Annotated in this window: 12 protein-coding genes; 7 read left to right on the top strand and 5 right to left on the bottom strand. The window is 74.9% G+C overall.

Annotated elements, in window-relative coordinates; translation table 11 throughout:
* Positions 1–40 precede the first annotated feature (40 nt).
* A complete protein-coding gene (locus tag ACIPSC_RS21690) occupies positions 41–658 on the bottom strand; it encodes a TetR family transcriptional regulator (RefSeq protein WP_400827618.1) in 618 nt (205 codons plus the stop codon).
* Positions 659–880: 222 nt separating this feature from the next.
* On the opposite strand from ACIPSC_RS21690, the gene ACIPSC_RS21685 reads away from it, so the two are divergent.
* The 4 genes from ACIPSC_RS21685 to ACIPSC_RS21670 all read left to right on the top strand — a co-directional run bounded on the left by ACIPSC_RS21685 (position 881) and on the right by ACIPSC_RS21670 (position 3,002).
* Entirely contained in the window at positions 881–1,330 is a 450-nt protein-coding gene (locus ACIPSC_RS21685; RefSeq protein WP_400827617.1) for a DUF6069 family protein, read from the top strand.
* Positions 1,331–1,375: 45 nt separating this feature from the next.
* On the top strand, positions 1,376–1,843 hold the full coding sequence (locus ACIPSC_RS21680; protein ID WP_400827616.1) for a cupin domain-containing protein: 468 nt from the start codon (positions 1,376–1,378) through the stop codon (positions 1,841–1,843).
* Between the two features lie 55 nt (positions 1,844–1,898).
* The gene (locus ACIPSC_RS21675) at positions 1,899–2,393 is read left to right on the top strand and encodes a TetR/AcrR family transcriptional regulator (protein WP_400827892.1); all 495 of its coding nucleotides are present in this window, start codon (positions 1,899–1,901) and stop codon (positions 2,391–2,393) included.
* 195 nt (positions 2,394–2,588) lie between these two features.
* A complete protein-coding gene (locus ACIPSC_RS21670) occupies positions 2,589–3,002 on the top strand; it encodes a VOC family protein (RefSeq protein ID WP_400827891.1) in 414 nt (137 codons plus the stop codon).
* A 50-nt stretch (positions 3,003–3,052) separates the two neighbouring features.
* Here ACIPSC_RS21670 and ACIPSC_RS21665 read toward each other — a convergent pair whose 3' ends face one another.
* Positions 3,053–3,415, bottom strand: a complete 363-nt coding sequence (locus ACIPSC_RS21665; protein WP_400827615.1) for a hypothetical protein — start codon at positions 3,413–3,415, stop codon at positions 3,053–3,055.
* A 111-nt stretch (positions 3,416–3,526) separates the two neighbouring features.
* Here ACIPSC_RS21665 and sigJ point away from each other — a divergent pair, with 111 nt between their 5' ends.
* From sigJ to ACIPSC_RS21650, 3 genes are all read left to right on the top strand, one after another.
* Positions 3,527–4,456, top strand: coding sequence for an RNA polymerase sigma factor SigJ (gene sigJ, locus ACIPSC_RS21660; protein WP_400827613.1), 930 nt, complete (start codon positions 3,527–3,529; stop codon positions 4,454–4,456).
* A gap of 199 nt (positions 4,457–4,655) precedes the next feature.
* Positions 4,656–5,543 (top strand): LysR family transcriptional regulator, encoded by an 888-nt coding sequence (locus ACIPSC_RS21655; RefSeq protein WP_400827612.1) that lies wholly within the window; start codon positions 4,656–4,658, stop codon positions 5,541–5,543.
* 128 nt (positions 5,544–5,671) lie between these two features.
* Complete coding sequence (locus ACIPSC_RS21650; RefSeq protein WP_400827611.1) at positions 5,672–6,994, top strand: M48 family metallopeptidase; 1,323 nt, start codon at positions 5,672–5,674, stop codon at positions 6,992–6,994.
* Positions 6,995–7,157: 163 nt separating this feature from the next.
* Here the strand turns inward: ACIPSC_RS21650 and ACIPSC_RS21645 are convergent, their stop codons facing one another.
* The 3 genes from ACIPSC_RS21645 to ACIPSC_RS21635 all read right to left on the bottom strand — a co-directional run bounded on the left by ACIPSC_RS21645 (position 7,158) and on the right by ACIPSC_RS21635 (position 12,499).
* Complete coding sequence (locus ACIPSC_RS21645; RefSeq protein WP_400827610.1) at positions 7,158–8,036, bottom strand: alpha/beta fold hydrolase; 879 nt, start codon at positions 8,034–8,036, stop codon at positions 7,158–7,160.
* Between the two features lie 71 nt (positions 8,037–8,107).
* Entirely contained in the window at positions 8,108–8,665 is a 558-nt protein-coding gene (locus tag ACIPSC_RS21640; protein ID WP_400827608.1) for a hypothetical protein, read from the bottom strand.
* A gap of 108 nt (positions 8,666–8,773) precedes the next feature.
* Positions 8,774–12,499, bottom strand: a complete 3,726-nt coding sequence (locus tag ACIPSC_RS21635) for a hypothetical protein (RefSeq protein WP_400827606.1) — start codon at positions 12,497–12,499, stop codon at positions 8,774–8,776.
* Positions 12,500–12,526: the final 27 nt, after the last annotated feature.

Raw genomic sequence — 12,526 nt, 5'->3', positions numbered from 1 at the left:
CGACGACCGCCGCCGCGCGGCACCCGGCGGCGGCGTGCGGTCAGTCCGGATCCGGCCGGTCGCCCGGCTTCGCGGGCAGGGGGTCGGCGAGGTAGCGCTGGATGGTGGGGGCGAGCAGGTCGGTGACGGTGTCGGCGGGGAGGACGGCGATGTCGCCGACCTGCCAGATGTAGCGGTTCATCACCATGCCGACCATCTGGGTGGCGATCAGGCTCGCGCGCAGGGTGCGTTCGGCGTCGGGCAGGCTGTGCGAGACGACGGCCAGGACGAGTTCGGAGAACAGCTGCCGCAGGCGCTGCAGGGCGGCGGGTTCCTGAGCGGCGGTGAGGACGATGGACCGCAGGATCTCGGCGGAGGCGGGGTCCTCCCACAGGCGGAGATTGGCCTGGACGAACGCCCGTCCCCGCTGCTCCAGCGGTTGTCCGGCGGCGGCGGCCACGGCTGCGCCGAACGCCTCGGGAGGCTGCATGACCGCTTCCAGCAGCCCGGTCTTGGTGCGGAAGTAGTAGTGCACCAGGCCGGGGTCCACGCCGGCTTCCAGGGCGACCGCCCGCATTGAGGTCGCGGCGTAGCCGCGGGTGGCGAAGGATCTGCGTGCGGCGGCAAGGATCCGGTCCGCCTGCTCGCCGCGTTCTCCCCGGGGTCCTCGCCCGCTCACGCCACATCACTCACCTTCTGCGACAGCCGCCCTGGACGGGGGCCCCTTGCCGCCCGCGAGAGTTTCATCATACGCTGAAACTAGTTTCCACGGGTGATGAAATTAGGGGCCGGTGATGCGCACGCCCACCCTGCCCGTCACCCCCGGACCCCGACCCCCGACCTCGATCACCGGCCCCGAACGCCGGCCCCGACGCCGACCCCTCCCAGCGGAGCAGCCCCCATGGCCACCACGCCGTCCGCCCCACCGAGACCGTCCGCCCACTCCCCCGCCCGGGACCCGGGCCGGCTGCTGCGGCCGGCCGCCGTCTGCGCCGGCCTCCTCGCGAACCTCCTGTACCTGCTCGTCCTCACCGACGTCGCCGGATACGACCTGCAGACTCCTGCGCTGTTCGGCCGGCCCGCGCAGTCCGTCTCGATCGCCCTGGCGGCCGCCTCCTCCGTCGTCCCCGCCCTGCTCGGCTGGGGTCTCCTGGAGCTGCTGGAGCGCCACCTCCCGCGGCGGGCCACCGCCGTCTGGACCGCCCTCGCCGTCCTGCTGCTCGTCGGCGGCCTCCCCTACAGCGGAGCCGGTGTCACCACCGCCGACCGGCTCCTGCTCGCCCTGATGCACCTGATCGTCGGCGCCGCCGTGATCCCCGCCTTCGTCGTCACCTCACTGCGCCGGTCCTGACGCACCGCGCTGCACCACCCGCACCGAACCAGGAGAGAAAACGCCATGACCATGGCCTACATCGCCCACCCCGAGCAGCAGCAGACCCTGGAGTGGATCGGCGGCGGGCTGTTCACGATCCTGCTCGACGGGCAGGCCACCGCGGGGCAGCTCACCGTCGGGCTGTTCGACGTCCCCAGGGGCGAGGCCCCGCCCTTCCACTTCCACACCCGCGAGGACGAGGTCTTCGTCCTCCTCAAGGGCGAGGCCCTCGTCTGGGTCGGGGAGGAGTGCCACAAGTTGAACGCCGGCGGCGCCGTCTACCTGCCCCGCAACATCCCCCACGGCTACCGCATCACGTCCGCCCGCGCGGACCTGCTCCTCATCACCACCCCCGCGGGCATCGAGGAGATGTTCCGGCACGCCGGACGCGACATCACCACCCCGCGCCCCGACGGGTTCGAGATCAGCAGGGAGAGGCTCGCCGAAGCCGCCGCCCTGCGCGGCAACGTCATCGTCGGCCCGGCCCGCTGACCGCCCCTCCCCCGCCCCTGCGCCCCGCCCCGCCCACCGGCGGGACGGGGCCGAGCTGTTCACCGAGCGCGGCGAGGAGGTGCAACTCCCGGACGTGGCACGGTCGGCCGGCGTCGGCATGGGGACCGTCTACCGCCACTTCCCCACCCGGGACGCCCTCGTCGAGGCCGCGACCGAGGACCGCTTCGCCGGGATCCTCGCCTTCGCCCGCACCCTGGCCGGCGAAGGCGACGACGACCCCGTCCTCGGCTACCTGCACCACGTCGGCGAGGTCCTGGAGAGCGACCGCGGCCTGTCCGCCGCCATCGAGGCGCTGCGCGGCACCCCCGGCTCCGCACCGCTCGGCCGCACCCGCGCCGAACTTGAGGAGGCGGTCTCGGTGTTGATCGAGCAGGCCCGCCGGTCCGGGGCCGTCCGCCCGGACGTCACCGTGGCCGACGTCCACCTCCTGGTCGGCGCGATCTCGGCCACCGTACGGACCGGCAGCGGCCCGTGGCGCCGCCTGGTCGACCTCACGATGGACGGCCTGCGGCCCAGGCCGGCCGGCTGAGACCCGTCCGGCCGAAGCGATCCCGCGCGCCCGGCGGTCGGCCCTTGACTTCAAGTCAGCTTGAACTCCTACGGTCCTCTCATGGCCGCCGGAACCGACCGGCGGCGTCCGTCGAGAGGATCCGCCGTGACCACCGCGCCCACCGCCGACACCGTCGTCCCCGACCGCTACCGCTATGCGGCCGTGCCGCACATCATGGTCGACGACGCCGCGGCGGCGATCGACTTCTACCAGCGGGCCTTCGGCGCCCACGAGGACGTCCGCATCGACGCCCCGGGCGGGCGGATCCTGCACGCCGAGATCAGCATCGGACGCTCCGTCCTGATGCTGGGCGACGCCGGAGCGGACGGGGCCGAGGGCGCCCCCTTCACCGCCCCGGCCGCGCTGGGCGGCACCAGCGTCGCCCTGCACGTCTTCGTCCCGGACGTCGACGCCCTCGTGGCGCGCGCCGGGGCCGCCGGCGCCGAGATCCTCCAGCCGCCGACGGACATGTTCCACGGCGACCGCACCGCCGTCCTCAGGGACCCCTCGGGACACGTGTGGATCTTCCTCACCCACCTGGAGGACGTCCCGGTCGAGGAGCTCCACCGCCGCGCAACCGCCGTCTGACGGCCGGCGGGCGGCGGGGCCGGGCGGGGCGGGGCCGGGCCGGCGCGGCCTCAGGAGCGGGCCAGTGCCAGGATGCTCAGCCCGAACATCAGGACGCCCAGCGGGAGGTGGACCGACGGGACGTGCGCGACGCCGAGCACGACCTGGGCCGAGGCCAGGACGAGGAAGCCGGACGCGTACAGGATCGGCCGGGGCGAGCCACCGCCCGGCTTCCACGCCAGCACCGCCGCGAGCAGGTACAGCATCGACGCCGCGTACATCACGCGGGCGCCGACACTGTGCAGCGTCTCTCCGTAGGACGCGGTCAGCAGCAGCCCGGCGGAGGTCGCCTGGAGGAAGATCGTCAAGGTCTGCAGGCCGACGGCGATCCGAAGGAACGGGAAGCTGCGCCGAGCCGTCACCTGGGTGGTCATTGCACGGTCCCCCTTTCCGCCCGCGGGCGGTAGATCGATAAGGTCTCACCAGCCCGACGACGCGGGCCCGCGAAAGGTAAGGCGAGGGGGCTCGAAGGCGTGGGGGCGGCTGTGCGAGGCATCGACGAGGTGGCCGGCGAGCGGGGCCAACTGATCAACGTGGCCTACCGGTTGCTCGGCTCACTGGCCGAGGCCGAGGACGCCGTGCAGGACGCCTACGCGCGCTGGTACGCGCTGCCGCGCGGCCGGCAGGAGGAGGTCGTGTCCCCCGGCGCCTGGCTGACGACGGTGACCGGGCGCATCTGCCTGGACGTGCTCGGCTCGGCGCGGGCCCGGCGGGAGCGCTACGTCGGCGCGTGGCTGCCCGAGCCGCTGCCCGACCGCGGCGAGTGGAACCACGGCCACCACGGCACCGACCCGGCCGACCTGATGGTCCTGGACGAGTCGGTGACCATGGCCTTCCTCGTCGTCCTGGAGTCGATGACGCCCGCCGAGCGGGTGGCGTTCGTCCTGCACGACGTCTTCCGGTACCCGTTCGCCGAGATCGCCGGCATCCTCGGCCGCACCCCCGCGGCCTGCAAGCAGCTGGCGTCCTCCGCCCGGCGGCGGGTGGACCTCGCGCACCCCCGGGCCGGGGCTGCCGGGACTGCCGGGGCGGCCGGGGCGGCGCAGGCGGTGCGGAACGTCAAGGAGGCCTGGGAGACCAGGGACGTCACGGCCCTCGTCCGCCTCCTCGACCCGGCCGCCGTGATGACCGCCGACGGCGGCGGCATGGCCGGTGCCGCCCTGCGCCCGATCGAGGGCGCCGCGCGCATCGCCCAGTACATGGTCGCCATCGCCGACAAGGCTCCGGGGCTCACGCTCCTGGAGTGCTCGGTCAACGGTGCGCCGGGCCTGGTGGCCCAACGCGCCGGCGTCGTCCTGACAGTGGCCTCGTTCGACGTCACCGACGGCCGGGTGAGCCGGATCTGGGCCGTCCGGAACCCGGAGAAGCTGCGGCCGTGGGTACGGGAGGACCAGGGACTCCGGCCGGACCTGTGAGGGAACCCACCGTCCCGGTTCGCACGCCGTTTCGAGAAACCCTGCACGGAATGCTGAGTACCCGGACACGCCGCTGGCCTAGATTCGAGTGCCGAACAGCACCCCGCGAGCGCTCACACGCCTCAACGGCGTTGCACGGCGGCGTCGACAGGACGCCGCCGACCAGTGAGTTGTCGACGGAGAAGGACGCGGGGGCTTCATGGAGCTGCGGGACATCGAGATCTTCCTGGTGCTGGCCGAGGAGTTGCACTTCGGCCGGACCGCCGAGCGGCTGCGGCTCTCCCAGGCCCGGGTCAGCCAGGTCATCAAGAAGCAGGAGCGGCGCATCGGCGCCGCGCTGTTCGAGCGCACCAGCCGCACCGTGCGCCTGAGCGACGTCGGCCGCCAGCTGCGCGACGACCTGCGGCCGGTCTACGCGGGCCTGCACGAGTCCCTGGAACGCGCCCGGCTCACCGCCCGCGGCGTCACCCGCCGCCTGCGCGTCGGCATGATGCCGTTCAACCTCGTCGACCTGCACTTCTACTGGAAGGCGTTCCGTTCCCGGTACCCGCAGTGGGAACTGGAGATCCGCCAGATGGTCTACATCGATCCGTTCGGCCGCCTGCGCGACGGCGACCTGGACGTCCTGGTGGTCTGGCTGCCCGTGGAGGAGCCCGACTTCACCGTCGGCCCGGTCCTGTTGACGGACCCCCGGATCCTCGCCGTCACCGCCGACCACGAGCTCGCCCGGCGGACGTCGGTGCGGCTGGAGATGTTCGCCGACTTCCGCCACCCCATGCCCCCCGACCTGCCGGACTACTGGGAGGACCGTTACATTCCCTTCCACACGCCCCGGGGCCGCACGATCGAGCGCGGGGGGCAGATCACCAACGCGGAGGACCTGATCAACCAGGTCGGCATGGGCGAGATCATCCACGGCTTCCCCAGCCACGTCACCCGCCACTGGGGCATGCCGAACATCCGCTGGATACCCGTCCCGGACCTCACCACGCTGTCCTACGCCCTGGTCTGGCGGACCGACGCCGAGAACGAGCCGATCCGCGCACTCGCCGACACCGTGCGCGAACTCGGCACCTACCGGTTCTGACGCACCGACGGCACGCCGCGCGGCCGGGGACGGGGGCGGGCGCGCGGCCGGGGCCGGGGGCGGGGGCGGGATCCGGAGGTGCCAATTCGCTTCCGCCCGGCCGTGACCGCGTGGCATGATCGGCCGCCGTGCCGAACCCCACCGCGACCACCGCCCGCCCGCAGGCCTGCCCCCACTGCACGGCGGCCCTCGACCCCGACCCGCGCTTCACCGTCTGGTGCCCGACCTGCGAGTGGAACCTCGTACCGGAGCAGGAGGCCGCCGAACAGGCGGCCAAGGACACCAAGGCGGCCGCCCGCGAACGGGCCGCGGCCGAGCGCACCGAGCGGCTCTTCCAGGAGGTCGCCGCCGGCCGGGCCGACACCACCCGCCGGGACTGGCTGGCCGCCTCCGCCGTCGCCACCGCCGTCCACCTCAGCACCGCCGCGCTGGCAGGCTGGGGGATCTGGCTGCTCGTCACGGGCAACACCCCGCTGCGCTGCCTCGGCGCCGCCGTCCTCGCGGTCGTGTTCCTGCTGCGCCCCCGGCTCGGCCGGACGCCGCGCGGCACCGGGGTGCTGACCCGCGCCGAAGCCCCCGCCCTCCACGGCCTGGCCGACCGGCTCGCCGAGCAGCTCGGGGCACCGAAGGTCGACGTCATCCAGGTCGACGGGGAGTTCAACGCCAGCATGGGGGTGGTCGGGCTGCGCCGCACGTCCGTCCTGACCATCGGCCTGCCGCTCTGGGAGGCGATGGACGACCAGCAGCGGATCGCGATGCTGGGGCACGAGCTCGCCCACCGGATCAACGGCGACCACCGCAGCGGCCTCTGGCTCGGCTCGGCCATCCGCACCCTGGCGCACTGGTACGACCTCGCCGCGCCCCGCCGGCGCGCCGGAGGCGGCGGCGTCGGGGCGATGAACCTGCTGTTCATCTTCGCCGACTACATCAGCAACGCCGTCCTCCACGTGGTCTCCTGGCTGCTGCTGCGGGTGCTCCTGCTGCTCCACCGGCTCACCGCCCGGGCCGGGCAGCAGGCCGAGTACCGCGCCGACGAACTCGCCGCCCGGGCCGCCTCCAGCGAGGCGGCGAGCGGGATGCTCACGGCGCTGCTGTTGGACGAGGCGGTGGGGACGGCGGTGCTGCGGGTGCGCGCCAGGATCCATTCCCGCCCCCGGACCACCCGCCGTGAGCCCGCGGCCACGCCGGACACCGACCTCCTCTGGCAGGAGCTGCGCGACCACCTGGCAGGCCTGCCGCCGCTGGAGCGCGACCGGCTGGTCCGCCGCTCCCGGGCCGAGGGCCACTGCGTGAACGCGACCCACCCGCCGACCCATCTGCGGATCGCCCTCCTCTCCCAGCGCCCTCCCGTCCCGGCGGCCGTCACCGCCACCCCCGCCGAGTCCGCCGCCATCGACGCCGAACTCGCCCCCCACCGCGCCCGCATGGCCCACACCTTCCTCGCCGGCTGAGGCAGCCGGAGGCAACCGGAGGCCTGCGGCAGGTGGCGAGCAGGGTCGCGCGGGTGCTGGGCATGGAAGTCCCCCCCGACGGATAGACGGTTGTGCTTTCGCCAGAAGCCGTAACGCGCGCCCGATGGAAGGTCACCGGGGTTGGCGACAGGTTCTGACGGATTCAGGAGCGTGTGGCCGAATGGGCGAGGAGGGCGGGGACGACGGTGTCCCAGGTGTGTTCGGGGAAGACCTCGTGGCCGGTGCCCGGCAGGGCGAGGAGGCGGGCGCCGGGGATCTCCGCGGCCAGGGCGCGCCCGTGCTCCACGGGGAACATCGGGTCCTCCTGCCCGTGCAGCACCAGGGTCGGCGCGGTGATCGCGCCGAGCCGGTGGCGCCAGGGGCTGCCGGCGTCGAGCAGGTAGGGATTGGTCGACTGCGCGGCGATGTCGCGGGCGTGGTCGACGACCCGGGCGGCCAGCCGGCGCACGCCGTCCTCGTCGAACGGGCGCGAGACGGCGGCGAACGGGCGCTCGCCCTCGACGATCGAGTCGATGACGGCCTCCCGGTCCGACCAGTCGACCCCGCCCCCGTCCGCGGCCGGCGCGAAGTAGGCGGCGAGCCGGTCCGCCACCGGCGGCAGGTCCGGCTGCTCGCGGCCGGGGATGCCGGGCGTGCCGGAGGCGAGGGCGAGGGTGGCCACCCGGTCCGGGTGGTCGAGCGCCAGGAGCTGGCCGACCGCGGCGCCCTGGGACATGCCGAGGACGTGGGCCGCGCCCAGGCCGAGGGCGTCGATCAGGGTCGCGGCGTCCTCCACCAGGTCGGGCAGGCCGTACGGCGGCGCGCCCACCGGGAAGGTCGTCGAGGCGCCCGCGTCGCGGGCGTCGTAGCGGACGACGCACCGCCCGCCCGCGACCAGCCGGCGCACGAAGCCGTCGGCCCAGTTGAGCAGGCAGTGCCCCGCGCCGTGGATCAGCAGGACGGCGGGATCGGCGGGATCGCCGTGGAGCTCCGCGCACAGCTGCGCACCGTCGACCTCGACCGTGCGCCGGTGGTCCGCCATCGCCTTCCGCCTTCCGCCTTCCGTCCGAGGGTCCGTCACCGCCTGCGCCGCCCCGGCCGGGGCGGCGCGGGTCAGTGCCCCAGGGCCGCCTTGGCGGCCACGATGATCAGGCCGAGCAGCAGGTTGACGACGCCCTCGCCGACCGCCATCCGGCGGGACGCGCCGGCCCGGATCGCACCGAGGGTCGCCCAGGCGACCTGCTGCGCCACCGCGACGCCGAGGGCCAGCCAGGCGGTGCCGGGAAGACCGAGGCCGAGCAGCGGACTGACCGCCACCGCGACCGCGGGCAGCACGGCGGCCTCCACGATGGACCACTCGTGCCCGGCGACCCTGCGCACCTCCCGGCGGTCGACGGGTCTGCCGACGGTCCGCTCGCCGGCGACCAGCGCGTAGACGTGTGCCGCCCAGAACACCACGCCCGTGACCAGCAGCAGGCCGATCAGCTGGAGGCGGGGGAAGTTCCCGGCGGCACCGGCGGTCGCCACGACGGACGCGGCGAGCAAGGAGCCGTACACCGCGCCGGCGTAGTCCGTCCGGCGGCCGCGGCGCCGCTTCGCAGGCGCGGGCCGACCCGCCGGGGCGGCCGGAGAAGTGGTCACCGACCCAACATAGGGGTCCGCGGCAGCCATCCCCCCGACCGACTCCGCCGACCGGGCGGAGCCCCGCCCGGAACCGGGGCCACCCTCGGGCCCGACCTGCCCCGCTGTCGGCGGGGCCGACCTTCCCGGTGGGCGCTCTCACTCCTGCCGGTCGATCCGCTTCCGGACGGAGACCAGTCGGCGGACCAGTTCGGGCGCCCGCCGCTCGACCTGGGCGAGGTCCGTGCGGAGGTCGAGCAGTTGGGACCAGAGCACGCCTCGGCCCTGTTCCAGCAGCTCGACGGCGACCACCGGGTCGTCTGCGGCCAGGGCGGCCTCCGCCGCGTCGCCCGCCAGCCCGCGCCAGCGGGCCAGGATCCGTTCCCGGTCCGCCCGGTCGGCCCCGAGCGACACCGCGAGCCGCTGGAGCGGGACAGCGGTGCGGTAGGCCTGCAGGGCGTCCGGGAGGCCGTGGTCCAGGGCGAAGCCGCCCCACTCGACGGCGGCGGCCAGCCGGGACTCGGTGCGGCCGGACGGGTCCTCCGCGAAGGCCCGCCTGACCTCGACGGCCTCCCGCGCGTCGGCGGGGTCGCCGATGGCCTCGAACCTGGCGGCCAGCGCCCGGCCCAGGGCGACCCCGAGGTTCGCCGCCTGCTGGCCCCGCATTCGCAGCCCGGTGCGGCAGGACGACACCGCCTCGTCGAGGTCGGCCGTCGAACCGGTCAGCTCGAAGCGGTCCAGCAGGTAGGACGCCAGGTTGCCGACCAGCGCCCCCAGCGCCGGATGACGGGCGGCGGCGTCGCGTGCGGTTCGCCCCTCTCCGACCGCCCGGTCCAGATCGGCCGGCTCCCCCAGCCGCCGGTACCGCAGGCGGGACAGCTGGCCCAGCAGGTCCAGGACGTACGCCCGGACCGGGTGGCCCTCGGTGGCGAGGGCGGCGGCCGCGGTCGCCGCCTCCCGGGACTCGGCGAGGTCCGCTTCGGCGCCGTCCTCCTGGTACCGCTTGCACAGTGCCGCCGCCAGGTTGTACAGCCGGTTCGGACGGGACTGGTGGTGCTCACCGGTGGCGGCCACCGCGTCGCGGAAGACGCCGATCGCCTCGTCGAGATCGGCCCGGGTGCCGAGCGCGGTGTCCCGGCGCGCCAGGTTGGCGCCCAGGTTGGACAGGTGGGCGCCGGCGTCCGCCTGCGCGAGTTGGAGCGCCGTCCGGCTCAGCCGGACGGCCTTGTGGAGATCGTCGAGCTCGCCGAGGGCCTGGAACCGGTGGGCCAGTGCGCCGGCGTAGTGGCTGGTCGCCCCCGGATTCGCCCCGCCGCCCGCCGCCAGGCGGCCGAACTCGACGGCCTCGTCGATGTCCTCCGTACTGTTGGTGCTCTCGGCACGCTCGCGCAGGGCGGCGCTCAGGTCCGAGCGCCAGAGGGCGAGTTCGACCGGGTCCGCCCCCTCGGAGGCGACGGCCGCCCGGCCGTGCTCGACGGCCTCGTCGAGTTCGGCCAGGTCGCCGCTGCGGCTGTAGCGGACCCGCAGCAGATAGCACAGCTGTGCCCGGGTGGGGATCCGGTCGGCGTCGTCCGCGCCCTCCGCGGCGAGGAAGTCCCGGCAGAGCCGGACGGCGGCATCGAGATCGGCCGGGTCGCCGGTCCGCTGGTTGCGGTGCTGGAGGGCGAAGGCGAGCAGGCTGCGCAGCCGGCCGGCGACGCGGGGGTCCGTGACGGTCGCGGCGGCGTCCAGGCCGGTGCGGATCATCAGCGTCTCGTCCTCGGCCCCGCCCGACCTCCCCCACCGGAGCCCGATCATGGCCCAGAGCGTCGCCGTGAGGTGCGACTGGCTGATGTGCCCGGCCGGGACCAGGGCGCGGGCCGCCGTGTAGCTGTCGATGGCCCGGTCGAGATCGGCGGGCTCCCCGAGCCGGGCGTACCGTTCGCGCAGCAGGTCTCCGAGGGCCATCAGCCGTCCGCCCCGGTCGACACGGGCCCTGGCCGAGGCGGGTGGCTCGCCGTCGTCGGCGCGCAGGGCCTCGACGGCGAAAGCGATGCCCTCCGCGCAGACGTCGGGATCGTCGGTCACCTCGTACAGGGCCGTCAGCGCCCGCGCGAGGATCGCCAGTGCCCGTTGCTCCCCGCCGGCGACCGCCTCCCGGGCGAGCGCCACCGATTCACGGACCGCCGCTTCCTCCGGCCGGGTGCCCGCGGCCGGCGCCAGGAGCACCTCGGCCAGATCCGCACGGAACGACGGGAGCAGCCGGTGGTCGGCCGGTGCCGCCGCGATGCCGGTCCTGAGCTCGGTCTCGGCCTCGGCCAGCAGGGCCCCGTCCCGGAGGAAGCGCGCCAGCAGGTGGAGGGAGCGGCCGAGCCCGCAGTGGAAGACCGCGGACGCCGGCCCCGGGGCCCCGGCCGCGGCCACGGCCTCCCGGCCCCGGGTAACCGCCTCCTCCAGGATCGGCCGGTCCGGAACCAGCTTGAAGTGGAGGAAGAGCTGCTGCCCGAGCTCGTGGAGCGCGCCGGCCCGCCCCGCAGAGCCTTCGGGCACGCAGGCGAGCAGCGCGCGGGCCGCCGCGGTCGCCTCGGCCATGAGCTCCGGATCGGCCTGGGCGCCGGCGAGCGCGCACAGCCGGTTGGCCAGCCGGTGGTACGCCACGTCCTGACCGGGGTGGCCCGCGAACCCCGCGGCCGCCGCTCGTGCCAGGGCCACCGCTTCGGCCGACTCGCCGGCGGCGGCCAGGACCTCGCTCAGGCCGGACTCCCAGCGGGCGCGCCGGACCGGGTCCGTGCTCAGGCGGACGGCCTCGCGGTACCGGGCCGTCGCCTCGGGATCGCCCGCGGCGGCCAGGGCCTCGCCCAGGTATCCGTGGGCGTCGGCGTCCGGGGCCGCATCCACCACGGCGCGGCGGACGTCCACCGCCTCCCGCAGGAGCTGCGGCGCCCCGGTCCGTTCGCCCAGCTCCTGCAGCAGGACGGCCAGCTCCGGCCGGAAGAACAGCCCGAGCTCGTCCGGAGTCGCCACCGCGACGGCCTCGCGCCAGACCTCCACCGACTCCGCCAGCCGGTCCGGGTCGTCGGTGGCCCGGTACAGGTCACGCAGATTGACGCCGAGCAGGCTCAGGTAGTAGGTGCGCCGGGGGGTACGGGCATCGCTCAGGAGCTCGGCCAGTTCCCGCCCGGCGGACACGGCCTCCGCCAGCGCACCGACCTCGGAGGTCCGGTCGTACTGGTCCCGCAGGACCGAGGCGAGCTCGGCCAGGAGGGCGGGACGCGACGCCCGGTCCACTGCCGGCGACTGCGCCAACTCGCGCAGACACGAGAGCAGTTCGGGGATTCGCCGATGGTCGCCCAGCTGGTCGACGGCGGTCCGCAGCAGCGCGGCGAGGATCTCCAGCCGGCGGTTGCGGTGCTCCGGGTCCGCGAGCGCCAGCGCCCGGCGCACGGCCTTCAACGCCTCCTCCAGCACCGGTCGTTCCACCCGCCGGGCGAGACACACCCGCAGAATCCACACCACGGTGGACAGCACGCGCTCCGCCTCCGGGCGGTCGTCGGCCAGCGCGCCCGCCGCAAGCCGGGCCGCCTCCGCGGCCGCCGGCAGCACGGAGGCGTCCTCGGCCGCCTCCTCGAACGTGCAGAGGACGTAGCCCAGGTTGGCCTGGATCAGCGGGAAGCTCGGCTCCTCCGGACCGCACAGCTGTGCGGCAGCCGTCTGCAGTACGACGGCGCGCTCCAGGTCCTCGTCATGGCCCTCCCGCTCGAAGCGCGCCAGGTGGGCGGCGGCGAGGTCGTTGAGGCGTTCGGCCTCCGTGAGGCCGTCCTCCGAGAGTTCGCCCCCGGAGACTCCGCCCTCGGAACGTTCGTCCTCGGAGCTTCCGCCCACGCCCCCAACTCGGTTGTCCGTCATAGGATTTCCGCCTCACTGAACCGAACG

The sequence above is a fragment of the Kitasatospora sp. NPDC090091 genome (assembly GCF_044747365.1).
Taxonomy (GTDB): domain Bacteria; phylum Actinomycetota; class Actinomycetes; order Streptomycetales; family Streptomycetaceae; genus Kitasatospora.
Note: the sequence above shows the minus strand (reverse complement) of the source record. Positions and strands in the feature narration are given on the sequence as shown.

Coding starts and splice junctions, on each gene's coding strand:
- ACIPSC_RS21685 (WP_400827617.1), top strand. CDS start 881: ATGGCCACCACGCCGTCCGCCCCACCGAGACCGTCCGCCCACTCCCCC.
- ACIPSC_RS21680 (WP_400827616.1), top strand. CDS start 1,376: ATGACCATGGCCTACATCGCCCACCCCGAGCAGCAGCAGACCCTGGAG.
- ACIPSC_RS21670 (WP_400827891.1), top strand. CDS start 2,589: ATGGTCGACGACGCCGCGGCGGCGATCGACTTCTACCAGCGGGCCTTC.
- ACIPSC_RS21665 (WP_400827615.1), bottom strand. CDS start 3,415: ATGACCACCCAGGTGACGGCTCGGCGCAGCTTCCCGTTCCTTCGGATC.
- ACIPSC_RS21655 (WP_400827612.1), top strand. CDS start 4,656: ATGGAGCTGCGGGACATCGAGATCTTCCTGGTGCTGGCCGAGGAGTTG.
- ACIPSC_RS21645 (WP_400827610.1), bottom strand. CDS start 8,036: ATGGCGGACCACCGGCGCACGGTCGAGGTCGACGGTGCGCAGCTGTGC.
- ACIPSC_RS21640 (WP_400827608.1), bottom strand. CDS start 8,665: ATGGCTGCCGCGGACCCCTATGTTGGGTCGGTGACCACTTCTCCGGCC.
- ACIPSC_RS21635 (WP_400827606.1), bottom strand. CDS start 12,499: ATGACGGACAACCGAGTTGGGGGCGTGGGCGGAAGCTCCGAGGACGAA.